The sequence below is a fragment of the Polynucleobacter sp. MWH-Loch1C5 genome, from assembly GCF_018881775.1.
Lineage (GTDB): Bacteria > Pseudomonadota > Gammaproteobacteria > Burkholderiales > Burkholderiaceae > Polynucleobacter.
The window spans coordinates 1,369,075-1,394,401 of the sequence record NZ_JACVPR010000001.1; the positions used below are offsets into that span (position 1 = coordinate 1,369,075).

36 protein-coding genes are annotated in these 25,327 nt (G+C 46.6%); 20 read left to right on the top strand and 16 right to left on the bottom strand.

Annotated features, from left to right (window positions below; all coding sequences use genetic code 11):
- Window positions 1-10 precede the first annotated feature (10 nt).
- The 5 genes from ICE94_RS06930 to ICE94_RS06950 all read left to right on the top strand — a co-directional run bounded on the left by ICE94_RS06930 (window position 11) and on the right by ICE94_RS06950 (window position 2,961).
- Entirely contained in the window at window positions 11-367 is a 357-nt protein-coding gene (locus ICE94_RS06930) for a hypothetical protein (RefSeq protein WP_216150187.1), read from the top strand.
- 34 nt (window positions 368-401) lie between these two features.
- Window positions 402-1,097 carry a hypothetical protein gene (locus tag ICE94_RS06935; protein ID WP_216150188.1) on the top strand — a complete coding sequence of 232 codons (696 nt, stop codon included), beginning with the start codon at window positions 402-404 and terminating at the stop codon, window positions 1,095-1,097.
- 12 nt (window positions 1,098-1,109) lie between these two features.
- Entirely contained in the window at window positions 1,110-1,514 is a 405-nt protein-coding gene (locus ICE94_RS06940) for a heavy-metal-associated domain-containing protein (RefSeq protein WP_216150190.1), read from the top strand.
- Window positions 1,501-1,902 (top strand): hypothetical protein, encoded by a 402-nt coding sequence (locus ICE94_RS06945; RefSeq protein WP_216150192.1) that lies wholly within the window; start codon window positions 1,501-1,503, stop codon window positions 1,900-1,902. The genes ICE94_RS06940 and ICE94_RS06945 overlap by 14 nt, the downstream gene beginning before the upstream one ends.
- A gap of 114 nt (window positions 1,903-2,016) precedes the next feature.
- Entirely contained in the window at window positions 2,017-2,961 is a 945-nt protein-coding gene (locus ICE94_RS06950) for a hypothetical protein (protein WP_216150194.1), read from the top strand.
- A gap of 7 nt (window positions 2,962-2,968) precedes the next feature.
- Here ICE94_RS06950 and ICE94_RS06955 read toward each other — a convergent pair whose 3' ends face one another.
- Window positions 2,969-3,286: a multidrug efflux SMR transporter gene (locus ICE94_RS06955; protein ID WP_216150196.1), complete on the bottom strand. Its 318-nt coding sequence runs from the start codon at window positions 3,284-3,286 to the stop codon at window positions 2,969-2,971.
- Between the two features lie 4 nt (window positions 3,287-3,290).
- Window positions 3,291-3,992 (bottom strand): SDR family NAD(P)-dependent oxidoreductase, encoded by a 702-nt coding sequence (locus tag ICE94_RS06960; RefSeq protein WP_216150198.1) that lies wholly within the window; start codon window positions 3,990-3,992, stop codon window positions 3,291-3,293.
- A 155-nt stretch (window positions 3,993-4,147) separates the two neighbouring features.
- On the opposite strand from ICE94_RS06960, the gene ICE94_RS06965 reads away from it, so the two are divergent.
- From ICE94_RS06965 to ICE94_RS06995, 7 genes are read left to right on the top strand one after another with little or no spacing between them, the layout of a single operon-like run.
- A complete protein-coding gene (locus ICE94_RS06965) occupies window positions 4,148-4,777 on the top strand; it encodes a thermostable hemolysin (RefSeq protein WP_216150200.1) in 630 nt (209 codons plus the stop codon).
- Entirely contained in the window at window positions 4,758-6,269 is a 1,512-nt protein-coding gene (locus ICE94_RS06970; RefSeq protein ID WP_216150202.1) for an AMP-binding protein, read from the top strand. Before ICE94_RS06965 ends, ICE94_RS06970 begins: the two co-directional genes overlap by 20 nt.
- Window positions 6,266-6,958: a TenA family transcriptional regulator gene (locus ICE94_RS06975; protein WP_216150204.1), complete on the top strand. Its 693-nt coding sequence runs from the start codon at window positions 6,266-6,268 to the stop codon at window positions 6,956-6,958. The genes ICE94_RS06970 and ICE94_RS06975 overlap by 4 nt, the downstream gene beginning before the upstream one ends.
- On the top strand, window positions 6,951-7,748 hold the full coding sequence (locus tag ICE94_RS06980; RefSeq protein ID WP_216150212.1) for an SDR family oxidoreductase: 798 nt from the start codon (window positions 6,951-6,953) through the stop codon (window positions 7,746-7,748). The genes ICE94_RS06975 and ICE94_RS06980 overlap by 8 nt, the downstream gene beginning before the upstream one ends.
- Window positions 7,745-8,395 carry a tetratricopeptide repeat protein gene (locus ICE94_RS06985; RefSeq protein ID WP_216150220.1) on the top strand — a complete coding sequence of 217 codons (651 nt, stop codon included), beginning with the start codon at window positions 7,745-7,747 and terminating at the stop codon, window positions 8,393-8,395. Before ICE94_RS06980 ends, ICE94_RS06985 begins: the two co-directional genes overlap by 4 nt.
- A 44-nt stretch (window positions 8,396-8,439) precedes the next feature.
- A complete protein-coding gene (locus ICE94_RS06990; protein ID WP_216150222.1) occupies window positions 8,440-9,102 on the top strand; it encodes a response regulator transcription factor in 663 nt (220 codons plus the stop codon).
- On the top strand, window positions 9,102-10,487 hold the full coding sequence (locus ICE94_RS06995; protein ID WP_216150224.1) for an ATP-binding protein: 1,386 nt from the start codon (window positions 9,102-9,104) through the stop codon (window positions 10,485-10,487). The genes ICE94_RS06990 and ICE94_RS06995 overlap by 1 nt, the downstream gene beginning before the upstream one ends.
- On the opposite strand, the gene ICE94_RS07000 is transcribed toward ICE94_RS06995, so the two are convergent.
- The gene (locus tag ICE94_RS07000) at window positions 10,484-11,122 is read right to left on the bottom strand and encodes an LON peptidase substrate-binding domain-containing protein (RefSeq protein ID WP_216150227.1); all 639 of its coding nucleotides are present in this window, start codon (window positions 11,120-11,122) and stop codon (window positions 10,484-10,486) included. The genes ICE94_RS06995 and ICE94_RS07000 overlap by 4 nt on opposite strands.
- 227 nt (window positions 11,123-11,349) lie before the next feature.
- On the opposite strand from ICE94_RS07000, the gene ICE94_RS07005 reads away from it, so the two are divergent.
- Window positions 11,350-12,126: a ferredoxin--NADP reductase gene (locus tag ICE94_RS07005; RefSeq protein WP_216150229.1), complete on the top strand. Its 777-nt coding sequence runs from the start codon at window positions 11,350-11,352 to the stop codon at window positions 12,124-12,126.
- Here the strand turns inward: ICE94_RS07005 and ICE94_RS07010 are convergent, their stop codons facing one another.
- On the bottom strand, window positions 12,127-12,732 hold the full coding sequence (locus ICE94_RS07010) for a trimeric intracellular cation channel family protein (RefSeq protein ID WP_255539102.1): 606 nt from the start codon (window positions 12,730-12,732) through the stop codon (window positions 12,127-12,129).
- A 129-nt stretch (window positions 12,733-12,861) separates the two neighbouring features.
- On the opposite strand from ICE94_RS07010, the gene ICE94_RS07015 reads away from it, so the two are divergent.
- The gene (locus ICE94_RS07015) at window positions 12,862-13,575 is read left to right on the top strand and encodes a hypothetical protein (protein ID WP_216150232.1); all 714 of its coding nucleotides are present in this window, start codon (window positions 12,862-12,864) and stop codon (window positions 13,573-13,575) included.
- Here ICE94_RS07015 and ICE94_RS07020 read toward each other — a convergent pair.
- The 4 genes from ICE94_RS07020 to ICE94_RS07035 all read right to left on the bottom strand — a co-directional run bounded on the left by ICE94_RS07020 (window position 13,559) and on the right by ICE94_RS07035 (window position 17,072).
- The gene (locus ICE94_RS07020) at window positions 13,559-14,908 is read right to left on the bottom strand and encodes an APC family permease (RefSeq protein WP_216859832.1); all 1,350 of its coding nucleotides are present in this window, start codon (window positions 14,906-14,908) and stop codon (window positions 13,559-13,561) included. The two genes, ICE94_RS07015 and ICE94_RS07020, sit on opposite strands and share 17 nt — an antisense overlap.
- A gap of 11 nt (window positions 14,909-14,919) precedes the next feature.
- The gene (locus ICE94_RS07025; protein WP_255539103.1) at window positions 14,920-15,777 is read right to left on the bottom strand and encodes a class I SAM-dependent methyltransferase; all 858 of its coding nucleotides are present in this window, start codon (window positions 15,775-15,777) and stop codon (window positions 14,920-14,922) included.
- 143 nt (window positions 15,778-15,920) lie between these two features.
- Complete coding sequence (locus tag ICE94_RS07030; protein ID WP_216150234.1) at window positions 15,921-16,151, bottom strand: hypothetical protein; 231 nt, start codon at window positions 16,149-16,151, stop codon at window positions 15,921-15,923.
- 30 nt (window positions 16,152-16,181) lie between these two features.
- Entirely contained in the window at window positions 16,182-17,072 is an 891-nt protein-coding gene (locus ICE94_RS07035; protein ID WP_216150236.1) for a LysR family transcriptional regulator, read from the bottom strand.
- A gap of 140 nt (window positions 17,073-17,212) precedes the next feature.
- On the opposite strand from ICE94_RS07035, the gene ICE94_RS07040 reads away from it, so the two are divergent.
- Window positions 17,213-17,779: an Rrf2 family transcriptional regulator gene (locus ICE94_RS07040; protein ID WP_216150238.1), complete on the top strand. Its 567-nt coding sequence runs from the start codon at window positions 17,213-17,215 to the stop codon at window positions 17,777-17,779.
- Window positions 17,780-17,858: 79 nt separating this feature from the next.
- Here the strand turns inward: ICE94_RS07040 and ICE94_RS07045 are convergent, their stop codons facing one another.
- Window positions 17,859-18,029 (bottom strand): hypothetical protein, encoded by a 171-nt coding sequence (locus ICE94_RS07045; protein WP_216150241.1) that lies wholly within the window; start codon window positions 18,027-18,029, stop codon window positions 17,859-17,861.
- 136 nt (window positions 18,030-18,165) lie between these two features.
- On the opposite strand from ICE94_RS07045, the gene ICE94_RS07050 reads away from it, so the two are divergent.
- Together ICE94_RS07050 and ICE94_RS07055 are read left to right on the top strand one after the other, a co-directional pair.
- Entirely contained in the window at window positions 18,166-18,543 is a 378-nt protein-coding gene (locus ICE94_RS07050) for an MAPEG family protein (protein ID WP_216150249.1), read from the top strand.
- Between the two features lie 187 nt (window positions 18,544-18,730).
- Window positions 18,731-18,952, top strand: coding sequence for a hypothetical protein (locus ICE94_RS07055; RefSeq protein ID WP_216150251.1), 222 nt, complete (start codon window positions 18,731-18,733; stop codon window positions 18,950-18,952).
- Here ICE94_RS07055 and ICE94_RS07060 read toward each other — a convergent pair.
- The 3 genes from ICE94_RS07060 to ICE94_RS07070 are packed head-to-tail and all read right to left on the bottom strand — an operon-like array spanning window position 18,949 to window position 20,569.
- A complete protein-coding gene (locus ICE94_RS07060; protein ID WP_216150253.1) occupies window positions 18,949-19,461 on the bottom strand; it encodes a DUF2878 domain-containing protein in 513 nt (170 codons plus the stop codon). The genes ICE94_RS07055 and ICE94_RS07060 overlap by 4 nt on opposite strands.
- A gap of 2 nt (window positions 19,462-19,463) precedes the next feature.
- The gene (locus ICE94_RS07065) at window positions 19,464-20,018 is read right to left on the bottom strand and encodes a DUF3833 domain-containing protein (RefSeq protein ID WP_216150255.1); all 555 of its coding nucleotides are present in this window, start codon (window positions 20,016-20,018) and stop codon (window positions 19,464-19,466) included.
- Window positions 20,019-20,035: 17 nt separating this feature from the next.
- Complete coding sequence (locus ICE94_RS07070; RefSeq protein WP_216150257.1) at window positions 20,036-20,569, bottom strand: chalcone isomerase family protein; 534 nt, start codon at window positions 20,567-20,569, stop codon at window positions 20,036-20,038.
- A gap of 155 nt (window positions 20,570-20,724) precedes the next feature.
- Between ICE94_RS07070 and ICE94_RS07075 the strand changes: the two genes are divergently transcribed.
- A complete protein-coding gene (locus tag ICE94_RS07075) occupies window positions 20,725-20,952 on the top strand; it encodes a YdcH family protein (RefSeq protein WP_216150259.1) in 228 nt (75 codons plus the stop codon).
- 73 nt (window positions 20,953-21,025) lie between these two features.
- Here the strand turns inward: ICE94_RS07075 and ICE94_RS07080 are convergent, their stop codons facing one another.
- Complete coding sequence (locus ICE94_RS07080; protein WP_216150261.1) at window positions 21,026-21,211, bottom strand: hypothetical protein; 186 nt, start codon at window positions 21,209-21,211, stop codon at window positions 21,026-21,028.
- Window positions 21,212-21,435: 224 nt separating this feature from the next.
- Between ICE94_RS07080 and ICE94_RS07085 the strand changes: the two genes are divergently transcribed.
- A complete protein-coding gene (locus tag ICE94_RS07085; RefSeq protein ID WP_216150263.1) occupies window positions 21,436-21,789 on the top strand; it encodes a hypothetical protein in 354 nt (117 codons plus the stop codon).
- A gap of 95 nt (window positions 21,790-21,884) precedes the next feature.
- On the opposite strand, the gene ICE94_RS07090 is transcribed toward ICE94_RS07085, so the two are convergent.
- From ICE94_RS07090 to wrbA, 3 genes are read right to left on the bottom strand one after another with little or no spacing between them, the layout of a single operon-like run.
- A complete protein-coding gene (locus ICE94_RS07090) occupies window positions 21,885-23,306 on the bottom strand; it encodes an FAD-binding oxidoreductase (RefSeq protein WP_216150265.1) in 1,422 nt (473 codons plus the stop codon).
- A gap of 17 nt (window positions 23,307-23,323) precedes the next feature.
- Entirely contained in the window at window positions 23,324-23,731 is a 408-nt protein-coding gene (locus tag ICE94_RS07095; protein WP_216859833.1) for a DUF2069 domain-containing protein, read from the bottom strand.
- Window positions 23,732-23,734: 3 nt separating this feature from the next.
- Window positions 23,735-24,331: an NAD(P)H:quinone oxidoreductase gene (wrbA, locus tag ICE94_RS07100; RefSeq protein WP_216150267.1), complete on the bottom strand. Its 597-nt coding sequence runs from the start codon at window positions 24,329-24,331 to the stop codon at window positions 23,735-23,737.
- 45 nt (window positions 24,332-24,376) lie between these two features.
- Here wrbA and ICE94_RS07105 point away from each other — a divergent pair, with 45 nt between their 5' ends.
- A complete protein-coding gene (locus tag ICE94_RS07105) occupies window positions 24,377-25,240 on the top strand; it encodes a YhjD/YihY/BrkB family envelope integrity protein (RefSeq protein WP_216150276.1) in 864 nt (287 codons plus the stop codon).
- The last annotated feature ends 87 nt before the right edge of the window (window positions 25,241-25,327 follow it).

Sequence of the window (25,327 nt, forward strand, 5' to 3'; positions counted from 1 at the left end):
ACTAGGTGCCATGAAGACTTTATTGCGCTGCTATATTGCTCTCGCTATCTTGCTTGCGCCCTTGATGGGTGCTCAAGCTAGTATTACGCATGTAGTGCAGGAAAGTATTGATGTAGCGAGTCAGGCTATAGTGACCCATGACCTAACTCTGGATTGCCATGAGACTGTCACAGAGGTACATCAAGATCAATATCATAAAGCGTGTGATGCGAGTAAGCATTTGTGTTGCCTTGCAAGTTTATACATGAGTGATTCACGAGTATCGCTTGTGAATCACTTCACTCAACGTCTTGAAGATCAGTTTCGGAAATGGTCTTTGAAGACTTTCTTAGAACCCATCGAGCACCCGCCCAAAGCACTTTCTTAATTCATAGTTTTTATTAATTAAGAAAGGAAATCGAATGGGTATTTTTATTCCCGTTGTACTGGGCCTTGCCTTTGTAAAGGCATATCTGAAAAAGATAGGCTTAGCTTTAGCCTTATTACTGCCGCTTCAGGCAAGTTATGCAGGATTGTTCATACCTAAAGATATGACCATGATCATGGCTATGCGCACGGGTGAGATGACGACCACCGAATTAAGTTATGGCCTCAAGCCAAACTTAAGTATGGCGCTTAATCACTTTGAGTTCAGGGGCCACCATGACCGTATTAGTCGATATACCGGTGTGCAAGCTGCATATTTGTTAGATCGTCACTATGGAAGTCAAGGCATTGCTAATTGGTATGTTTTTGGTGGCCCGGTGACCAGTACTTATATGAACGCAGACTCAAAAAATGGTGCTCAGGGTGGGCTTTGGTTCGACTATGAAACTTTACGCATCTATACCCGTGTTTCAGCGCAACGTTTTCTAGTTCATCAACGTGAACAATCGGTCTATACCGCACAAGCCTTGTGGGCTCCCTATGCCGCGGAGTTTGGGGAAGTTGCTTCCTGGGTTGGAGTACAAGTGATGCGTGACTCTATGCAAACTGGACAAACCGCATTAACACCGATGTTGCGTTTTTTCGAAAGAAGCTGGTGGTTAGATATTGGTGTTAAAGCCAATACTGAGCGCCGCGGCGATCTATTTATGAATGTGATGTTTTTATTCTAAAAGGAGTTATTCATGAAAAAGTTAGTGATTCAATCTTGTGTCTTAATGCTCGCAAGTAGTTTTTCCTTGACAGCCTTGGCTGCTGCTGAATCTATCAAGATGAGAGTGGAGGGCATGGTCTGTGCATTTTGTGCTTCTTCTATTGAGAAGAAGTTAAAAGCATTACCGGCGACTTCGGAAATTTATATTAATCTTGAAAAACGAGTCGTTGCCATTACAACTAAAGATGGTAAAGCTGTGAGCGATGATGAGTTGAAAAAAATTATTGTCGATGCAGGCTACCAATTACAGTCAGTAGAGCGAGGTAAGTTCACTATGGCTGATATTAAAAATCAGGTCAAAGCAGACCGCTATAAGCCCGGTAATGAAACTCACCAGCATGACCATAAAGATGGTAAACATCATGGCAAACATTGATTCAGAGATTGTGAAATCCAACACGGGTCGACTAAGTTCGACCTTGAGCTTATTCACAAGTTTCTCAACATTAATTTGTTGTGCGCTACCAGCCTTACTAGTGACCTTAGGGGCGGGGGCGACCTTAGCCACACTGCTTAGTCATATTCCTCAGCTCATTTGGTTCTCTGAGCATAAATTATGGGTCTTTGGTATTGCAGGTTTGATGCTTACGTTGGCTAGTTATCAGCAGTATAGGAGTCGATATTTACCTTGTCCGACTGATCCTCAATTGGCCATGGCTTGTAATCGACAAAGAAAACGATCGCAAGTCATGTTGGGCATATCGATTGCCATTTATTTATTAGGCATTTTTTTTGCTTACATTGCACCGCTGATATTCGTTTAGGCTTAAAGGTGGCGATTACGCCACCTTTTTTCATGTCGACTTGTTTTCTACCAAAAATCATAGGTGGTCATCTGATTCGTTTAGTATAGCCATCTGATTGACGAACATCAGACCATGACAGCTTTATTGCGCGCCTCGCGTTACTACGGACCTCTCTTATTTACGCTGCTTTACATAGCGTTTGAATTCTCATTTAACTATCAGCTGCTAGATATCACGGGACCTATGGTGACTGAAGATACTCTTCAGGGGCTCGAGTTTTGGGGCAGGGTTTTATCGGGGATTGGTTTTGGTTTCACCATGCATCGCTGGGTGCAACGTTATTTTGAAAACACCACCTTATCACTCATCATTTGCTTTGCACTAGGTATTACCAGCATGTGGCATTTACAGAAAGAGGTGACTGATCACCTCGTTGCCCAAGCCAGCTTAGAAGATAAAAAAGTCGCTTTAGTCTTGGGGCAGTTGACGCAAAAGGCGGCGCAAGGGGAGCTAAGTACCTTACAGGCTAGACCTTTATTTACCGATGATATTGGCCAAGAGGATCGCAAAATTGTGGAATCATTATTTCCAGCCATGGCTTTGTTTGTGCCTAACCGAATCGCTCAATTGGCAGCTTGGCAGGGGGTTCCTGAAATTCAGATGACTGCGTATTTGGCTTCGGATATCCCTGCGCAACATTTAGATAATGCTTATCGCAACTTAATCGTGCCTCCTCTCACTTTAGGTATCTCCCTATTTTTTGCCTTACTCAATTTGGCCCAATTGATTTCCAGCATCATCAGTCCTTGGATATGGGGAGTGCAAGCTAGCTATAAGCGCTTTGCAGTATCTATGGCTTTGTTTGGGCTGTTACTGACTTATTCTTTTGCAGGACATAATCCGTTTGTGCATTCGCAGGCTTACCAACAAGACTTCAGAAAAACCTTATGGCAAGAAGATAGAACTTTAGCGGTACTCACGGAGTGGTCTTCTTATGGTGTGCCGAGTTGGTATCCGCTAGCCCATTGGTGCAACCAATATGTCTTGCGTGATGTCAAACTCAGAAGACCTTACTAAAGATTTTCTATGATGAGAGTTTGAGTACGACGACTCCCGCCACAATCAGGGCAACACCTAACCAGCGCAGCAGAGATTGTGGATCATTAAAGAAATAAACGCCCACTAAAAAAGTACCTACAGCCCCCATCGAGGTCCAGACTGCATACGCTGTACCTATGGGTATGCCCTTCAGAGAGAGCCACAAAAAAATACCGCTCAAGGTCATACTCACGAGAGCAAGCACTGGGCCCCAGATTTTGAAGGCAGGATTCGATGCCAACTTCAATCCTAGGGGCCAACCCACTTCACAAATACCTGCAAGGACTAGCCAAAACCAACTCATGTTTTCACCAGGGAAGTTCAGTGCCGTCGTAGGCTAAAAATTGCCCGCTCTGCATCGCAGTCACACGAGAGAGTACCTGCAAAATTTCTGTGGCAGCGATTTTGGGATCGCGTCCGATTTCATCGCCCCGAAATGGACGTGAGAGACGCGATTTGACCGTGCCGGGATGGATGGCCACGATGGCGGTATTGGTTTGGGTACGTTTGAGTTCGATCGCTGCGGTTTTGATGAGCATGTTCAGCGCTGCTTTTGACGCTCGATAGCTATACCAGCCCCCTAAACGATTATCACTAATGCTGCCCACCTTCGCTGATAAGAACGCCATCACTGCATGCTCCTTAGCCAAGTGGGAAGTGAAATACTTCATGATGAGCGCCGGTCCCAAAGTATTGACCAGAAAAGTCTCTTGCATTTGAGGCCAATTCAGATCTTTCAGTTGTTTTTCTGGCAGCCACTCTGGGGTATGCAAAATGCCAGCGCAATCAATAATCAGATCAAAAGCATGCGCCCCATAGCGTTCTTCTATAGCTTGGCTCGCTAGTGCGATGCTGTCGAGGTCAGTAAAATCCAGTGCGGGTTCACTGCTACGACTCAAACACACCACCTCATGACTCGGCTTTAATTCTTGGGCGATCGCTTGGCCAATCGCACCTGTGGCACCAATAATGAGGGCGCGTCGGACGCGGCCTGAAGTTTGATTTGTCATGACTGCAGTCTAAGCCGTATTGAAAGTCTTTGCAGATTAGGGTTTTTGATAAAAATCAATGATTTAAGTCCTTAATCTTGCCTTAATCATGTCTTAAGAGGCTCTTAATCTTCAGGTTTTATTGTGCTTACATGGATAAAGACATGGGAGACGCCGTGCAAGCAAGATTAGCTGTGATGGGTCACAAAGAAGTCTGGACGACGAAGAGTGAGCTACAAGAGCTCGATACTTTTCAGATCATTGAAGTCGGCCCGGATCATCCCGAGCGTTTAAGTCTACAAGCTTTTATCGCTGATAATTTTTTCAAGACATACCAAGCGGATGTGAAGCACTTCAGTGAAACTCTTTTGGGTTGCAAAGATGCTCAGGGACATTGGGTGGCAGCTTTGGGATATTCAGGCTTAGCGCATCGTCGTGCTTTTTTAGAGCAGTATTTAGATGTGCCGATCGAACAAGAAATCGCCAGTTTGCAAAAGCAGCCTGTTGCACGTGCACAGATTATTGAAGTCGGCAATTTAGCCGCGCTACATCCTGGTGCTGGACGTGCCTTAATTATTCAGATGACGCGCCATTTACATCGCAGTGGCTATCAATGGGTTGTCTTTACGGCTACGCGCCATCTTTTTAATTCATTTAAGCGCCTCAAACTCAAGCCTGTCAGTTTAGGGTTGGCCGATCCGAAACGTTTGGCCGATGGTGGTCGCGCTTGGGGTAGTTATTACGATACAGAGCCAGAAGTCATGTTTGGTGATATTGCACACGGTTATGCTGAACTGGCTGAGTAAGTATTCCGCAGATGCCATTGTTTTACGCCAGGCCGATAAGACCTGGGGTAAAGAGGCCATCTTACAAACGGTGAGCGCTTTAGTAGCAAGCCTGCGCTCACGACTTGAACCGTATGCTCCAGTGGGTATCTTGGGAGATAACCACCCCGAGTGGCTGATGATAGATTGGGCTTGCCAGGAGGCGGGGGTTGCATTGATACCTCTACCTACTTTTTTTACGCCAAGTCAGTGGGTTCATACCATCCGTCAAAGTGGTATGACGAGTCTTTTTGTACAAGATCCGCAGCATGCCAAAGCTTTAGGTTTTGTTTTTCCAATCACCGCGCCGAGTCAAAGCTATCATTTATTTGAAGCTAGTCAGGTTCTCAAAGATCAAATTCAAAAACCTGATTTGCTTGGTATTCAGAAAGTCACTTTTACTTCAGGGACCACTGCTGAGCCCAAAGGGGTTTGCTTATCAGCCGAGCAACAATGGGCTGTTGCGCAATCTTTAGAGCAACAGTTGCGTACTTTAGGAATAGAGAGACATTTAACCCTTTTACCTCTATCAGTCCTTTTAGAAAATATTGCGGGTGCTTATACAGCTGCCTTGAGTACAGCATCGAATGTTGTGCCAGCGCTGCAAGAGGTGGGGTTGTTAGGGGCAAGCCAGTTTAATCCTGAGTTGTGTTTGAATGCGATTGAGAAATACCAAGCACAGAGTGTGATTCTGCTACCGCAGATGCTGCAAGCGCTCTTGGCAGTACTGAAAAAGAATGATCCGCGTCTTGCCAGTCTGCGCTTTATGGCCGTGGGTGGTGCCAAGGTGCCTGAGGCATTACTGCATGCCGCACAAGAGATGGGCTTACCGATCTTTGAAGGGTATGGCTTATCGGAGTGTTGTTCAGTAGTGACATTGAACCTGCCACAAGCGTCTCGGATCGGTAGCATCGGTCAGGCTTTACCTCACCATCAGCTCACGCTTGCTACAGATGGAGAAATATTAGTCAAGGCGACAGCCCCTTTACGTTATCTCGGTCAGGCAGAGCAAGATCATGAGTGGATTGCAACAGGTGACTTAGGGCACCAGGATGCTGATGGGTATTGGTATATCTCCGGTCGCAAGAAAAACGTTTTAATTACAAGTTTTGGTCGTAATGTTTCCCCTGAGTGGCCTGAAAGCATACTCTTGGGTAGTCATTGTTTTGCCCAAGCGATGGTGTTGGGTGATGGCCAACCCTATTTATCAGCCATCCTCTTGCCTTACCCAGGGATTGATGGAAACAGTATTGAAAAAGCTCTTGAGCAAGTTAACGCTCAGTTGCCAGACTATGCGCAAATTCGAGCGTACTGCATCGCCCGTGAACCTTTTACTTTGAGTAACGGCTTGGCCACCGCCAATGGCCGTCCCAAGCGCGCCGCCATCTTGCAAAGCTATGCCACTCAAATACAAGCACTCTATACACAGGATTTAAATACAAGCCAGCTCAATCTGGTTGGAGAGAACTCATGACATTTTTTACGCAACTCAAAGAGCAAACTGATAGTGCTCGTCAGTATGTGCTTGGTGCACCGATTATTCAGGATGCCTTAGATGGCAACATTGTTCTTGAGCAATATATTGCTTTCTTAAGCCAGGCTTTTCATCACGTCAAACATACGGTGCCGCTTTTAATGGCTTGTGGCGCACGTCTAGATGATCGACACAATTGGTTACGTACCGCCATTGCAGAATACATCGAAGAAGAAATCGGCCACGAAGAGTGGATTCTGAATGATATTCGTGCTTGTGGCGCAGACCCGGAAGTTGTCCGTCATTCACAGCCTCACATCACGACTGAATTAATGGTGGCTTATGCCTACCATCAAATTGATCGTGGTAACCCCGTTGGTTTTTTTGGCATGGTTCATGTCCTTGAAGGTACGAGTATCGCGCTAGCGTCTGCAGCCGCTACCAAGATTCAAACTAGTTTGAATCTTCCGGATACAGCCTTCAGCTACCTAACCTCCCATGGTAGCCTGGACTTGGACCATGTCAAATTCTTTGAGTCTTTAATGAATCAGGTCACTGATTCAGAGGATCAGGTCGTAATCGTCCATTGCGCCCGACGTTTTTACCATTTGTATGGCGACATCTTTAGACATTTACCCTCGCGCGAGCAGGCGCTCGAGCAATTATTTACTGGAGTCACACATGTCTAAGTATCGTGTGGTGCTCACGGGTGCTACTGGCGGAATTGGTCAGGCTCTCGCAAAAGCCTTAGCACCGCATGCACAATCGATGATTTTATTGGGGCGCCAAGCGCAGGCCTTAGAGAAACTCGCTGGTGAGCTATCAGGATCTTGCCAAGTCGCCATAGTGTGTGGTGATTTACTGTCTCAAGAGACCCATCAGCAATTACAAGCTAAAGTCACTGACTTAGGCGGTGTAAATTTGCTTATTCATAACGCGGGTGTGAGTGATTTTGATGCTTTTGAAAATCAAGATCCAGCCATCATTAAGCAATTACTCGATGTCAACCTATTGACCCCGCTTTTATTGACGCAGGCCTTATTACCCTCTTTAAAACGCGAATCAGGCGCGCAAATTATCAATATCGGTTCAACCTTTGCGTATATTGGTTTCCCTGGCTTTGCCGCTTACTGCGCCAGTAAATTTGGTTTACGTGGTTTTACACAAGCTTTGCGCCGAGAGTTATCGGGGGCTGGCATTGTGGTGCGCATTTTTTCTCCACGAGCCACGCAAACGGACATTAATGATCAGAGAGTGGTCGCAATGAACCAGGCATTAAAGACTGCGGTGGATACCCCCGCTGCAGTAGCTCAAGCCTTTATGCAATTTTTACCGAAGACCACATTTGAAGCTCGCATGGGTTTTGCTGAAAACTTTTTTGCCATCCTCAATCAACTATTGCCCGCAATCCCTGATGGGGCGATTGCAGGGCAAGTCAAAACTATTCGTCAATTTTTTAGAAAAAAGGATGCATCATGAAATCGATCTATCGATTACTCGGGCTTTTGCTCGTCACTTCTTTCATTCATACACCCGTCATGGCGGCTGTTGAGGACGATGTTTTACTCATGCAAAAAGAATGGGAAAAAATCAAATACAGTATGCCAGCTACAGCTCAAGAACAAGCCTTTGATAAATTAGTCAAACAAGCGGATGCCATATTGGCTAAGAACAAAGCCTCTGCAGAAGTGCTGATTTGGCATGCAATCGTTGAAGCCAGTTATGCAGGTGCTAAAGGCGGTATTGGAGCTTTAGGTCATGTCAAAAACGCCAAAAAAGATCTAGAGCAAGCATTGACCATCAATCCCCAAGCGCTCGACGGCTCTGCCTATACCAGCTTAGGTTCGCTCTACTATCAAGTCCCAGGTTGGCCGATTGGTTTTGGTGACGATAAAAAGGCTGCCGAATTACTCAATAAGGCACTTGCCATCAATCCTAATGGCATTGATAGTAACTATTTCATGGGTGATTTTTGCTTTAGAAATGGTGATTTTGCCAATGCCGAGAAATTCCTTAAAAAAGCTCTCCAGGCACCGAATCGTCCTAACCGAACTCTCGCAGATGAGGGGCGTCGTCAAGAAATCAATACAATCTTGGATAAGATCGCACAAAAGCGTAAATTATGACCATCAAGGCCCATCTCGGGCCTCAGTAGGTTTAGGGGATTGGGATGAAAATCTTATTGGTTGAAGATGACGAGTTATTGGCTTCGGGTTTGCACGCGGCATTAACGCGCGGTCTTCATCAAGTGACCCATGAAAAAGACGGCGTAGCGGCATTGGCTAGTCTAGCCAAAAATACTTATGACCTCGTCATACTCGATCTTGGTTTGCCGCTCATTGATGGCACAGAAGTGCTCAAAGAGTTACGCAGTCGTCGTAATCTCACCCCCGTTTTGATTCTGTCAGCGCGTGATGCAACGCGCGACCGTATTGAAGGCTTGGATCTGGGAGCCGATGACTATCTCACCAAGCCCTTTGAGTTAGATGAATTACTCGCACGCATCCGCGTCTTAGAGCGTCGCCATGGCTCTATGAAAAATCAGCAATTGGAGTTAGGTCGTTTAATTCTGAATCTCGGAGCCTTGACCATTACTTGGGGTGGCGTGCCTATTGAATTACCCCGCCGCGAATTCGCGCTCTTGCGCAAGCTGGCTGAGAATCCTCATCAAGTTTTCTCGCGTGGTCAATTAGAAGAGACACTCTATGGCTGGAGTGATGGCGTGGAGAGTAATACCATCGATGTCCATGTGCATAGCCTCAGAAAAAAAATATCACCGGATATTATTAAAACAGTGCGCGGTGTCGGTTATCGCATTGGCCAGGTGAATTAATGCCATTTTCGATTCGCCAACGGCTGGTCTATGGCATTTTTATCGCCATGGCCTTGATTTTGAGTGTCATGGGTTATGCAGCTTATTTGGTCACTGATCACGAATCAGAGGAAATATTCAGTGCGCGACTAGCAACCTCGGCAAGAGTACTAGAAGCCCTAGTTGCCCGTCAGTTAGAAAAAGCGACCATTACTTCACCCATCATTATTGCCTTACCTGATGAGCTTGAAATTACCGATGAGCATTTTTCGCAAAAGGTAGGGCATTCCTATGAAAGTAAGATTGCCTTTCAGGTTTGGCACCAAGATGGTGTCTTACTAGCGCGTTCCGCATCAGCCCCCAATAAAGCACTGGGACCATTGCAAGCCGGTTTTCAAGACCATCGACTAGATGATGAGCTCTGGCACGTTTTTGCTTTACAGTCCGGGCAGGTCTGGGTTTTAGCAGCAGAAAAACATGATGTGCGCGATGAGATGTCCCGCGATCTGGGGCTGTCTATTCTCACGCCACTCAGTATTGGCGCATTAATTCTCTTGATTGTGGTCAATATGATTGCTTTAATTAATTTAAAGCCTATCTCTCACTTAGCAGAGAGTATTGCCAAGCGTGATCCCAGTTCTATGAAGCCCATCCAGCTAGAGGCATTGCCTGATGAGCTGAAGCCTGTAGTCGATGAGTTGAATCATCTCTTGGTACGCGTTCAGGATTCGGTCAAACAAGAAAAGCGCTTCATAGATGCCGCGGCCCATGAAATTCGCACTCCAATTGCCGCGCTCAAAATTCACGTTGAGAACGCTATTCATGCACAAAACGATATTGATCGTCAGAAATCATTGGCTGAGGCACTCAAGGGCTTGCGGCGCACGACTCGTTTAGCTCAACAATTATTGGCCTTTAGTCGTGTGAGTCGAGGTGTTGAGTTAGAGCGTAAAGACTTAATTGATTTAGAAAGTTTGCTGAGAAACTATTTAGATACGCATCAGTCTGTTTTGCAGCTGAATCATCGTTTGCAACTCAAGCTAGAACCTGATGTCTTGGTGATGGGTGATACCGATCAGTTAGAAAGACTTTTACAAAATCTGATCGATAACGCAGTGGTCTACGGTGAAAAAGATAGCGTGATTGATATTTCTTTAGCGCGTGTTGACGAGCAATATTTAGAACTGATTGTGGCCAATGATGGCCCACCGATTGCAGATAGCCAAAAAGAAAAGGTCTTTGATCCTTATTACCGTGTTTTGGGGGGTGGCTCTTCTGGTAGTGGTTTAGGTCTGGCGATTGTCAAAGAGATTGTCTTGCAACATGGGGGCCAAATTTATATTCGTGACAAGTCCTATCAATCAGGTGTGCAAGTCATTGTGCGTTTGCCGCTTGCACAAGCTTAGTTCAGCGGCGTATCACCTTGCTCGAGTTGTTCGAGCAACTCTTTAACGAGTTCGAGACGGATCAAAGGGTGGTCAATACTCAAGAGATGATTTTTCTGTGCCGCAGAAATGGGCATGATTTCACACCAACGATTGGCAACCCAAGCGCAATCATCAAGCAGGTAGGGGCTAGCAAATGGGATTTGTGCCTCACTCAAGCCGCGCCCCTTTAAACCGACAATAATTTCTCCAAGGCGTTGGGCCATATCTTGTACATGTTCTGGGATATCGCAGGACTTATCGTCTGGCATGAGTTCCACTTCGCCTATCCATAAACCATTTTTTTCTTGGCTATATTGATCGAGGCGAAAACGTTGGCCGCCTTGACAACGAATAAAAAAGAGGCTCGGTTGCACGGCTTCGAATTCTGCAATATGCGCCAGAGTACCAAAAGACATCAGTGAGAGCTGCTCATTAGGTTGCCTTACTTCTGAGCCTTGGTTGATCGTCACTACACCAAAAGGTGTGTTATCGCGCACACACTCTTTGATCATATCGAGATAGCGGACTTCAAAGATTTTTAAATCGAGTAAGCCATCGGGGTACAAAGTGGTACCCAGAGGGAAAAGTGGAATCGTTTGCGTACTGACTGACATAGACCTAGTCTAAACAGATTTTCTAAAAATTGCTCTTAGACACATTTTGTAGTCCTCCTGGACATCGACCTTCTGTTGGAAGTAAGCCTAGACCCTTGAGCTAGCTCAATATTTATGTAGCTTTGGGCGATGTTCCATTAATAAATGACTGTAGTCACGCTAAAATAAGGGTCTTTGTGACAGCATCGATCTGAACGAGTCACTGATAAAACACTGGATATAGCTCTATGGCAACGTATAACAAAGAAACTGTCTTATCTGTCCATCATTGGAATGAGACCCTATTTAGCTTTACGACAACTCGCTCTCAGGGCTTGCGCTTTCGTAATGGTCATTTCTTGATGATTGGTTTGGAAGTCGAAGGTAAGCCATTGGTACGCGCCTATAGCGTGGCTAGCCCGAACTACATGGAGCATTTAGAGTTTCTCAGTATTAAAGTAGAAAACGGTCCTCTCACATCGCGCTTACAAAAAATTCAAGTCGGTGATGAGGTGCTCGTGAGTGAAAAGTCAGTGGGTACTTTAGTGATTGATGATCTCAATCCTGGCCAGCACCTTTATTTATTCTCAACCGGTACTGGCTTGGCGCCATTCATGAGCATCATTCGTGACCCTGAGACTTATGAGAAATTTGAAAAAGTCGTCTTGATCCACGGCGTGCGTTTAGTCAGTGAGTTAGCTTACGAAGACTACATCAAAAATGAACTCCCGCAGGATGAGTATTTAGGCGAGATGGTGCAAAAGCAGTTGATCTATTACCCCACCGTCACGCGCGAGGCATTTAAACATACCGGCCGACTGACAACCGCCATTGAGTCAGGCCAATTATTTAAAGACATTGGTCTACCTCCTTTGGATCCGGCAGTAGATCGCGCCATGATTTGTGGCAGTCCTTCGATGTTAAAAGAAACCAGTGAGATGTTAGATGCGCGTGGCTTTAAGCAGTCACCGAGTCTAGGTGTCTTGGGTGACTATGTGATTGAGCGCGCCTTTGTCGAAAAATAATTAGCCTTGCCAGCGAGGTAATTCCCAGCGCTGGTAAACCGCTACGATTCTCAGTAATGCAATTAAGAGGGCGCACAGACTGAGTGAGAGCCATTCACTCCATCCTATGCTTTGCAAAATAATCAGCAAGGCGCTACCCAAAAAAGCAAAGATGGCATAGGGCTGATGATCTGAGAAAGCCTTTGGTATCTCATTACAAATCATGTCGCGCAAGACTCCGCCAAAAATGGCTGAGAGTACCGCCATCAGCAGAGTCACGATGATAGGCATGCCTAAATCCAGCGCCATTTGTGCACCGACTACACTAAACAAGCCCAGACCAATCGCATCAGGAACTTGAATCGCCCGTTCAGTGAACTCCACATGACGACGCTTCATGAAGATGGTAGCGATCACACACAAAAATAGGATGATCCACAACCAATAAGCATTTTCCATCCAAAAAAATGGACGACGGTCTAAGAGGATATCGCGTAAGGTGCCACCACCGAAGGCAGTAGCTCCGCTGACCATGCAGATACCGACCAAATCTAATTGCTTACGCAAGCCGGCAATCAACCCAGAGCAGGCAAAGGCCAAAACCGCTAGTACCTCTAGGCTAGTCATGGCATAGTGCAGGGACTCATTGATAGTGGGGTGCATTTTTTGAAGCTGAGTTAAAGAAAGTATTGTGACACTTTTTGGCAAGTGATGTGTCTTGCAGTGATTGATGAGATACGCTATAAAAATACCATCATGTCTTATTCACGTCGCCAAACTCTTTTTTATTTAGCTGCTTTGCCATTTTTGACGAGCGCCTGCGGCATACGCGCTTTACCGCCTGTGCAAACAGAGAAACTGCTTGGCTTACAGAGGCTCCCACAATTAAGGCCCATCACTGTTGGGCAATCATGGCGCCATGTGCAACGCAATGGTTTTAATGGTGAAGTCGTTCGAGAAATAGATGAGCTTGCACGCATCACAGACCAGCAAATTATCTTAGAGCGATCTTCGGCAGGGCAAGTATTGGCCCCAGAGATTCAAACGCGCACGGGTGGACTCTTACAGGACCCGTATTGGGATTTTGTACAAATTTATGATCAAGCCCTCACTGTGTGGCCGCAAAGCTTAGAGCCTGGTCGCGGAACTATTTTGAACACCCGGTATCGTATCCCTGATTTTTCGTACACGTTTTGGATACAGACTCAGTTACGAGTGATTGCTTGGGAGAAAATTCAGGTCGCAGCCGGGACATTCACGAGCCTACATCTACAGCGCTTTTATCGCTTGGACCATTATGACTTCACGCGCATTAGTACTACGCGTTATGACGATTATTGGTTTGTGCCAGAGATCAGTCGTTGGGTGATGCGAGAAACACGCGGAGAATTCCGCCGCTCTGGGCAGCGTTTATTGGACGCTCAATACGAGGATCACTTCCGTTATGAGCTCGTTAAGATGCAGGTTTAGAGCGCCAGTATTCGTGAAGTCGTAAAGCCAACATGGCTAGGATGCCCGCAGCCATCACGCCTAATGAAATACCTACGGCCTGTTTGCTAGCGGCATAACTAAAGCTTGAGTAGCTCAAATATGCGCAAGAGCCGCAAAATAGAAGTGGGGTGATGGGATAGAGGGGCACTCTAAACGGACGTTCTACCTTTTCTAGGCGCAAGCGAAACACCGCCAGACCGACTAAAGCTAAAAAGCTCCAGAAAACCGGAGCGGTAAATTCCACCATAGCTTCAAAGCCATCATGCTGTAGTGCGCCAAAGCCAATCAATGCTAAAGCGAAGCCCGCCTGAATTTGATACGCAGTCTTAGGCGAGCCTTTTGCGGGTTGCCAATGGCTCAAAAAAGACAGGCTTGGCCAATCAGCCCCCATGGCGTAGTTGCTGCGTGCACCCACGATCATGGTGGCGTTGATGCTCGTCAGTGCAGCAATAGCTACAAAGATACCCAATAGTTTTTGTCCCCAAGGGCCGAGCACCTGTTCAAGGAGTTGTGCGGGGGCGGCTTTACTCTTGGCTAAGCCATCAAGACCCAAGCCAGAAATCAAAGCCAAGTTCACGCATAAATAAATCAAGGTGATGATGATTAGACTGATCGTAATCACACGCACGGTCATGCGTGGCCCACCTTTGAGTTCGGCACTGATGTAGGCGGATTCATTCCAGCCGCCAAAGGTTAACAAGACGAAGACCATACCCAAGCCGAGTAGACCGAGAGGCACATCTTTTTCGAACCAAGGAGCTTGTGTCAAACCAGAAGTTTGACCTTGGCTGAGTAGATAGAGCGCTGCTAGAACAATCGCAATCAGTCCACTCACCTCCAAGGTGGTGAGTACAGTCTGAGTACGTGCAGAAGATTGGATACCACTCAAATTAATCAAGGTCAAAGATAAAACGATAGCGATGGCCCAGATGACCGAAGAGTACTTGCCAAGATGAATCACTTGGCTCATGTAATCACCAAACACGAAGGCCAGTAGTGCGATAGAGCCGGTATTAATCACCGTTGCTTTGGCCCAGCCATATAAAAAAGCAATATAGCGACCAAAGGCTTTACGTAAAAAATGATAATCACCACCTGCATGTGGGAAGGCGCTGGCTAGTTCTGCATAGCACAAGGCACCAGCAATCGAGAGCAGAGCGCCGCCTAGCCATAGCAGCAAGGTCCAACCGAGATCTTGGGTCAGGCCGGCGACGATCGCCGGGGTTTTGAAAATCCCAGCGCCAATCACGATCCCCACAATAATGGCGATCGCTCCTGTCTGACTCAGTAAGCGTTGCGGACTAGCGCTCAAAATGATAGTTCTTAGTTAACGCGACGACCAGTGACTTCATTGAGGATGCCATGGCCTTTTTCTTCACCCTTGGCATTGCCATCTTTGATAATGAGTTGCACCGTCCTATAGACTTGCTTGCGATCAATGAAAGAGAAAGTCAGTTGATTGCCTTCTAAGTGAGGATTCATGAGTGGCAAGTTACGTTTTCCGATCATGAGTGTGCCGCCCACTTTTTGATAGCGTTGCACTAAGTACAAGCGTGCTTTCTCACCGTCAACTCGGTCGAGTTGCCAGTAACCTCCCACCTCTGCAGGCACAATCCATAAGTAAGCAGTACCTGGCTCACGAATCGTTTGATCGGGTTCCCAATCTCCCATATCAAAGGCGTGCGAGACTAAGCGAGTGCCGGGCTTCATCTTCAAAAGTGTGGGGCGTAGCTTGAGATTCAATTCTGGCAATAGATACATAGTCACTACGCTGGCTTGGGAGAAGTCTTCTTTGAAGATGTCGCCATGAATAATTTGCACTCGCTTACCGACACCCGCACGTTCTGCATTACGTTTGGCAAGTGCTGCCATTTCACCATTGAACTCAATGCCAACCGAGGTAGCGCCAAATTCACGTGCAGCGGCGATCGCAATCTTGCCATCGCCTGCTCCTAAGTCATACACTAAATCACTCGAGCCTACTTTGGCCATTTCGAGCATATTGCGTACCAAGTCATTGCCGGTTGGAATCCAGATCACGTCTTTGCCATCTTGGCCCATCCTGGGGGTGTATTTATCGTCACCATAGCTGTTACCAAACAACTGTGCGTGTGCTGAAAAACTGAGTGTCGCGATAAGGCATAGAAGCGCACCTGCGCTACGCCATGTTGAACGCCACATAATTTGTCTCCTGGTATTTTTATAGGCAAAAAAAGTGTAACAAAGCCTATTGAATTTGTAATGAAAAAAGACAGAGTGCAAACCCTGATTTTTTGGATATTGGGTAAAAATCAGGGTTTCACCCTAAACCCCTTGGGTGAGAGTCAGTTATCCCACACGGTTTCGTTGGCTTCGTCTTTGGGGTCGATATAGGTATTTGTAGGTCGTTGGTACTTCACCAAAGCCTCTTTGATTTTTGCCACATTCACTGACTCAGTATCAGTCATCATTTTCAATGGTTCTGTCTGATCCTGCTCTATCGGTTTTCTAGCTTCATTCATCGCTGTCTCCTCGATGTATGAACCCACAATAGCAAATTCATATGTCATTGTCATGACCATCACGGGACTACGGAAAAAAATCACTTACTGCAGTAGGGTCTGCCCCAGAATTTTTTGGATAAGTGGGTGATGGACTTTTTTCTCGGTCCGTAAAGCAAAGAAATACTCGCGAATCGATTCAGAGACGCCGATTTGCTCCAAGCCGTAATTATTCTTTAATTCCTTGGCGAGGCGCTGTGCAGCAGGGAAGACACCCATGCCACTAGAGCCGAAGGTGACTAATAAAGCGCTATCTTCAAATTCACCGGCAAGATTGGGCGTGATACGCTGTTGATCTAGCCAGGCATCAATCGGTAAACGGGATGAGGCGTGATGTGTGGGTAGCAGAATCGGTAAGTCAGCTAAACAGTGGGGAAAGGCTCGCGCAGATTGTTTAGCTAGTGTGGGGCTAGCATACCAAGCGATGGGGGAAGAGCCTAATTCTTTGCTATACAGATTCAAGTTTTTATTTTCGGGCGCGCTCCGGTCAGCGAGCACTAAATCTAAACGGTGCAGTGCAAGATCTGCGACGAGGTCGTCAAACTCGCCTTCGTGACAAATGAGCTGTAAATTCTTTTCAGATAAAACGCTCTCAATTAGCGTGCGAGTAATCAGTTTGGGTAGACCATCGGAGACCCCAATCGTGAGTTTCATGCGCGTATTACTTGCAGCATCTTTGACCATGGCTGGCAACTGTTCACCGAGGGAGAAAATTTGATCCGCTAATTTCAGGGCTGCTTGGCCCGCTTCGGTGAGACCCAGACCGCGCCCGACCGGTTTAAAGAGCAGTTGCCCTAAATCTTTCTCTAATTCATGAACCTGCACACTGATTGTCTGAACCGCCATATTGAGGCGATCGGCGGCCTTAGACATGCTGCCTTCTTTGGCGACGACCCAAAAATAGTAGAGGTGACGATAGTTATAGGAGACGCTCATATTCAGTTTTTTACGAAATTATATTAATAAATTATCTACTTTTTTATGAATTAAGCAAAGGGTACAGTCACGTTGTGGTTATGGCCTGGCCTGTGAAGCCAGATCGCCCCAGATGGGGTTTTTAGAGTAGGAGACGTAGTATGAGAATCGCAACACAAAGTCGATATGCAATTATTGCCCTGGTGGACTTAGCGGTGCATTCCAAGGACATCTACCCGGTGAACTTGAATAATATTTCTAAGCGTCAAAACATATCCCTGTCTTACATAGAACAATTGTTCGCGCGTTTGAAGAGCGCGGGTATTGTGGAAAGTTATCGTGGCCCGGGTGGTGGTTATCTACTGAGTAAGCCGGCTAAAGAAATTAGTATTGCGGCAGTCGTGCGTGCGGTCGATAAAAACCATACTAGCAATAAAGAGCAAAGCCCGACAGATACGATTTGGCAAGAGCTCGAGAACCGTATGCAAGACTACCTCCAAGGTATTTATTTGGACAGCCTAGTGCCTGACAGCCCACTTCTTGAAGTGGCTGAAGAAACCGTTGAGCAACAAGCTGAAAAACTGGCGCGCCGTCGTCAAGCCACTCATACAGAAGCTCATCCTGCCAAGGCTAGATCTATGAGTCAGCGAGTAGCCAGAAAGGTCAAACCTTTAGCGAATTCTGTATTTGACTGGGGACGCTATATTTCTGATGCGCCAAAGGCATAAATCAGAATAAGCGGGAAAATGCCAATAAAAAAGCTCCCTCGGGAGCTTTGTTATTCAGAATACTTCAAGAACACATGGCTTATGCCATGGCGGCCACGTAGCTGAGCCCTTTGCGCCAGCGATCAAAAGCCACTAGCATCGGGGGGATTTCCCGGATCTTGCCTACGATATACAGGCCTTTGCTTTTGTTATAGGCCTTGCATAAAGCGATAAATTCATCATCACTGAGTTGGTTAAATCCATAACGCATGGATCGTTCCTTTCTTTTGTCTACTCATGCCCAAAACGCATTTACACGATACGCGTTGACAAAAAAGAGCTGCAAACCCCATTTTTTTATGCATACTGGCACAATACCAATATAAATCAATAATTTGGAGTACAAAATGACTTGGCCTTTATGGAGCATTTTGGTCGCAGGTTTATTGCCTTATGCGGGTACAGCGATCGCTAAATGGGGTTTTATACGATTCGATAATCATCATCCACGGGAGTGGTTGGCGCAGCAGACCGGTTTTCGAGCCCGGGGCAATGCGGCTCAAGCGAATAGTTTTGAGTCCTTTCCTTTTTATGCGGCAGCCGTATTAGTGGCCACAGTACAACAGGCACCACTAGCCATCGTCAGTCTATGTTGCACGGTTTATATTCTGGCGCGTATCAGTTACATCATCTGTTATGCGGCCAATTGGGCAGGAGCGAGAAGCCTGAGTTGGTTAGTCGGGATTATGAGTATCGTAGGCCTATTTATTGCTGCGTCTCGATAAATATTTTCCCTGATGCTTCAAGAGTTTGTCGTGAACAAAAAAGCATAAAAGCCAATTCCTAGGCTAATGTCGAAGCCTATTTTCAATTTGTCTTGGGCAAGCTAAATCAGTCCTGAGGCTAAGTGATCCGCTAGGTAGATAAGAGCTAGGAAATCATCTAGGATTACCCAAAAAGCATCTAAAACAAATGTTATTTTGGGAGGGCATCATGGGGCGTGGCACTAGCAATCATGAGCTACTAATGAAATTAGTCGAGTCCGGTGAAATACAGCTATCAGCGATTGCGAAGATGGACTATGACGATTTGGAAGAGCTCTGTACGCAAATTTTGAATTGGAAATTATTCGTGGGTAATCGCGAACATATTCCAGAAGCGATTTCACAATGGGCAGGTCATAAAGAGACTTAAGCCTTGAGCTCTTTGCTACTCCAGCGCGCTAAGAGTGGCATGGTGATTGCCCAAGCAATTGCTAAATAAATCGTGGCTGCTAGAGGATGCGCGAGCGTTGCTGCCCCAAGTTGCGCGCCAGCCATATACGATAGTGGTCCAGCCACAGCGCCCAAAAGAATCGCCAGTATCGAGCGTCCTTGTAGCCAAGCTAGTGAATGACGCAAGGTCATAGCAAAGGCGGGCCATAGAGCGATTAACCAAAGCGGTGGATACGGAGGAGTGATACCGGTGTAACTGATCCATTGCGTTTGAATCAGAGCAGTCTCAATAAACAATCCCAAGATGGTGGTGCGTAGCAAGAGTGCTATTTCTGTACGCCGCTCTGATGGGGGGATTTGCGTTAAAAGATGGAGTGCGATAGAAGCGCATACCACTGCGGGCCCTAACCATCGATAGCCATGCGCTGCCCCTAAGATACAGGCAAACCAGCTCACTTGAAAAAGAAGCAGATTGATCAATAAGCGCATAACTAGCGTTTATAAAAGCTTAATGTCACTTCGCCAAGATAAATGCCGAATTTACTCATTGCCGCGCGATTGAGCATGACTTTGTTATCCATTAAGTACATCCAGTCATCAAACTGCACATGAAAGATACGTCCATCGACGGGTAAGGCTAGGGTATAGGTCCAATTGAGGGCATTACCAGAAACAGTACCAGCAGCTTTGCCAATCACGTCATCGGCCGTGCCTTCATAGCGTTGTGGGGCGACTTCAGTCAGAGTCCAAACACGTCTTTGGGTCGTGCCGTCTGAGTAGGTGAAGCGTTCGTCGAGTACCCCCACTTTTTTGCCATTCTGAACGGTCCACTGGGCATCGATGACTACTTTGAAACGTTTCACCACTTCGCCACTGCGATTGGTAAAGATGCCATACGCATCGATCGTGCCATTGAAATACTCGGCTAAATCGAGGCTGGGTTTTTCTTGTGCGTAACGAGTGACCTGTGGGCCCGCACAGCCTAGTAAAAAAGTCACCCCACCCAGGAGTAAAACACTTTTTAAAAACCTCGATAGCTTATTCATAAAATCCTTCATCATGATCAACAGGCAGGGCCAATTAGCGCGGGAGCGCAGCCATTAGCAATCAGTTTGTTACGTAGCTGTGGAGCGCTCGTACGGGGATCTAACCAAATACCAAAAAATGCTTTTGCAAAGTCGGAGCCAGGAATCTGAGCAATTTTTTGTTGGTTATGTAAAAAAATAGTGCCCTGTGATGGAATGTGTATGGCGGTCAAAGTTTGTCCCGGTTGAATATCGGGGAAAATTTTCAATAACTCCTCACCCCATGCTTCGCGTTGTTTTGCAGGGATGTTCAATTGTTTCATTTCGGTTATCGTTCTCTCAGCTAAAGCTTGGCCCTTAAAGTTACGCAGATATTGAATATCTAGAGCAAAGACCTCGCCAGGTTTTTTGGCGTGTTGATACAAGCGAGCATCGTAGAGTTCAAAACCGAAGTAGGTCATACGCCCTTCACCCTGAAGACGCAGTTCGGGGGCGAGATTGCGTAAACCCGAGGGCAGCTCAGCAAAAGCTGGAGCTACACAGAATAGTAATAAACAACAAAGCTTTTTCATCAGTACAGGATAGCGAGCTTTTACGAAGTTTGCTGAAAGACCGAAAACCCTGATTCCACATCACGCTTTGATACATATCAAATCCTTAGCGGATATGGATTTCAATTCATAGAGGTCGGCGTATGATGAAACTATGGACCACAAGGAGGACGACCATGTTTCCAGAGTATCGTGACTTAATTTCTCAGCTCAAAACAAAAGATCGGCACTTTCTTCATTTGTTTGACAAACATAATGCGCTAGATCAGAAAATAAAAAATATGGAGGCCCGTATTGAATCAGGAAGCCATGAGGAGATTGAGGTTTTAAAGAAAGAAAAGCTCTTGATCAAGGATCAGTTGCATGAGATTCTCAAAAAGGCAAATGGCAAGAACTCGATATGACTCGCGCTTTTTGAAGGAAGAAGGCCTGCAAATGCAGGTCTTCAACTCATCAAGGCTTTGCTAGACTGGGTTTTTATTTCTTCTTTTTCTTCTTCTTTTTCTTTTTCTCTAATTTGTCGGCGTTGCCGTTTGCGTATAGAGCCCATTTCTTGATTTCTTCCAATAAGTCTTCTAAGTCTTCATAAGACATTTCTTTGAAATCCATCAAACTCATGGAGCCAGTCTCTTGTAGTTGTTTGACTGCTGCTTCGTAATTCATCGAGTGATCCCTTTCATTTCTCTCTGAGCACGCAGTTTTACGAATCCATCCCGGCAAAACAAGAGAAATACGGCGATTCACGAAAATTTAATATTGCCGACATCAAGTTACATGCAATTAACGACAAATAAGCTCATTTTTAAATGCTTTATAAAAATCATGATGTGATTGAATGGGCTATACTGACAAAAGCTTACAAAAATTAATATGCTCTTAGGCTAAGGATGACAAAAAACAAAGACCTGCAATCTGTCTATTTTCGCTTTCTGAATCTGGTTCGATCCGTCGATCAGCTATCTGTGTTTCCGAAACTAGACGCGACAGAGACAGAATTGTTGAACCATATCAGTATCGAATGGCGTCATGGGCGCCGTCTCTTGGTCAGTGATGCGATTGCTCTGAAGTCGATTGGTTCGCCAGCGACTTTGCACTCTCGTCTAAAGCTCTTGCGTGATAAGAACATGATTACTTACACGATCGAGGCGGATGGGCGTAAGAAATTCATTGAGCCCACTGAGCAAGCCCTGGACTACTTTGCAGAGCTCTCCAACTGTATGCTGAAGGCAACGAAGCCATAAACAGCAAGAGGACAGTAATAGGACAGAAACAAGACAGTCAATAGTCGCAAAAAAGCCACCGCAAGGTGGCTTTTATATTGACAGACTATCAAGGACTACAGAGCAATCACTTTGCCCGGGTTCATCAGGTTATCTGGGTCGAGTGCGCGCTTGATCGACTGCATCACACTAAAAGCAACAGCGCCACGGTGGTCGGGGAGATAGCCGACTTTTTGTTGACCCACGCCATGTTCGGCAGAGATAGAGCCTGAGTATTTTTCTACTTCAGCGTAGACCAATGCCTGAATTTCTTTTTGGCGATTGACAAAGAAACTCTCAGTTTCGCTAGCGCTTGGCCCAGCGACGTTGTAATGTAAATTACCGTCTCCTAAATGTCCGTAGTTAATGATCCGAATGCCAGGATAGCGTTGGCGCAGCATCTCATCACAAGTGCTGACAAATTGAGGAATCGCCGAAATCGGTAAAGAAACATCGTGTTTGATATTCGGACCATCATCGGCTTGCGCTAAAGGGATGTGCTCACGCATATCCCAAAACTTTCTGGCTTGGGACAGATTACTAGCGATGGCCGCATCGCTCGCGCATCCTGATTCAAGAGCACCTTCTAGAATTTTCTCCATCAAGGCCATCGCATGTTCAGCGCTTTCATAATCAGAGATTTCTACTAGCACTTCATAAGCATTATCGGCTGCTAATGGACTGGCTAGGGCAGGGTAGTAATGTTTGAGAAGGTCGAGGGCTTCGCGTGACATCACTTCAAAGCCCGTAAGTTGTGCTGAGGCACCCGCCTGAAAACGACTTAAGAGCTCCACAGCACCCTCGGCGCTGGGCACGGCCACTAGGGCGGTCCATTGCGCTACAGGGATGGGAAATAGTTTTAAAACCGCGGCAGTAATGATGCCAAGAGTACCTTCGGCACCAATATATAAATCACGCAGATCGTAACCCGTATTGTCTTTGCGTAAGCCACGAATACTATTGAGGATCTGGCCTTGAGGCGTCACGACTTCGAGGCCTAGACATAATTCACGCGCATTGCCATAGCGTAGAACCGAAGTGCCGCCGGCATTGGTAGAGAGGTTGCCGCCAATACTGCAACTTCCTTCAGCGCCCAAGCTGAGTGGGAAATAGCGACCCGCTGCGCTAGCTGCTTCTTGCACTGCTTGCAAGATACAACCTGCTTCGACCGTGATGGTTTGGTTCGCGGTATCGACCTCGCGCACGCGATTCATGCGCTGCAATGACACCACAATCTGACGACCTTGAGGATTCGGTGTGGCACCACCACACATGCCGGTATTGCCCCCTTGCGGGACCAAAGCGATTTTTTCCTGAGCACACAGTTGCACCACGGCTGCGACTTCATGGGTATTGGCAGGTCGAACTGCGGCTAGAGCGGTACCGCGATAGCGTTTGCGCCAATCAATCAAATACGGTTCTAAATCACTGGCTTCTGTGATGACTTGGTCCTGACCGACAATGGCCTGTAGTGCTTGGATAAATTGAGTATCGTTCATAGTGCGTTGACGTTGATTTAATGAGTGTGGTTCGCTGAGGACTCTTCTGCTGCTTTTTTAGCACGTGCCGCCTTTTTTAAGGGACGTAAATAAGCTAAGAGAGCTAGATAAGCGAGGATGGATAAAAAGACTTCGAGCATCGCCAAGTAGCTCGATAAGCCTGCATCGCCGATGCGAACGACCCCCTCAATGAAGTAGAGCATGACTAACATGCTCGACCATTGCATGGTGTAGTTACGTCCTTGCCAAATCCCTTTGAGTGCAAAAACTAGGGGTAGGGCTTTAATCACTGCCCACGATCCGCCCGGTTTGATGGGGGCTAAAACACTCTCCCAGGTAATACATAGCACCAAAAGCGCAAACCAACTGAACCAGGCAATCAAACGCCAGCGGTCATGTGATGGGGATAAAGAACTTGAGATCATGATTTAAGCTAAGCGAAGCGCTATTTCAGCTAGACGTTTGCCTTGGGCGATAGCCAGTTTTTTCTCTTCCGCACTGATGGGCGCTGAACCATCGGGCTTGGCATGATGGGTCACGCCGTAGGGCGTGCCTCCTGAAGTCGTATTCATGAGCTCTGGGTGACTGTAGGGCAGTCCCACAATCACCATGCCATGGTGCAGCAGAGGCAGCATCATGGACAAGAGCGTGGATTCTTGACCACCGTGCAAACTACCGGTGCTCGTAAAGACGCAAGCTGGTTTACCCGCAAGCGCACCCGCCAACCATTCAGCACTCGTGCCATCCAGGAAGTACTTCATGGCAGCAGCCATATTGCCAAAACGCGTGGGTGAGCCCAAGGCCAAGCCAGCACATTCTTTTAAGTCGCTGGCTTCCACATAGGCGGGGCCAGAACTAGGAATGTCACTCTCGGTCGCTTCGCAAACGGTAGAGACCGCCGGCACTGTGCGTAGGCGTGCAGTGGCACCGGGCACGCTTTCCACGCCTTCAGCAATTAATTCCGCTAAAGCTTGGGTGGCGCCATGGCGCGAATAGTAAAGAACCAATATAGTTACGTTTTTCATAAACCGTGCGATGATTGCAATCTGTAATTTCGTAATGATAGAGCCGTGGCAATAATTCTTCAGAAAGACCGTTGGTTAGACTTTTTTCGCTATATGCGCGCTCGTGCTCGTGGCGGTCATATCAATGAGTTGGCAGCGAGTCTCTCTTTTACGACCACACTCTCTTTAGTCCCGATGGTGACTTTGGCATTTTCATTATTTGCGGTAATGCCACGCTTTTTAAAATTACGTCAGTCCTTTCAAACTTGGTTATCGGATAACTTAATCCCCGGTGCGATTGGAGATCCCATCGTGATGTATCTCAATCAATTCGCACTCAAAGCGAAAGGGCTCACGGTCTTGGGTTCTTTAGGGCTCTTGCTCGGTGTTTTGTTCACCCTCCTGACGGTCGAAAATGCCTTTAATCGTATTTGGGGCGTGACTGAGCGCCGTCCTTTCATGAAACGTTTAGGCATGCATTTATTAGCAGCTATCTTCGGCCCGATCTTATTGGCTGGTAGTATCTATTTCAGTTCTTTATTACTCTCGGCAGGACATGGCTTGATTGGGCCACTGAGTCATGGTGTGGAATTGCTCGCAGCACTATTACCATTGGTCTTATCAATTCTAAGTTTTATGTTGGCTTATAAGATCTTGCCGCGTGAGCAAATTCCTTGGGCAGACGCGTGGTGGGGTGCAGTGTTTGCAGCGACCGTCTTTGAATTGGCTAAGTTTGCTTTTGCTAGCTTTATTTCTAATTTCCCCATGTATAAAACCGTATATGGTGCTTTTGCGATCTTGCCACTCTTTTTGGTTTGGATCTATTTGACTTGGTGGGTGACCTTGGCGGGCGCCACCTTGGTCGCCAATTTACCGATTGTGCGGGCCTGGAGCCGGGGTGAGGGCCAGTTGAACTTACCACTACGGTAGTTGCCCTAGTGTCAAAAGTCTAGCAAAGCCTGCCCGCTACTGATAGACTGAAGTCAATAACAACAATATTTGTTCGCCAGGAGTGCT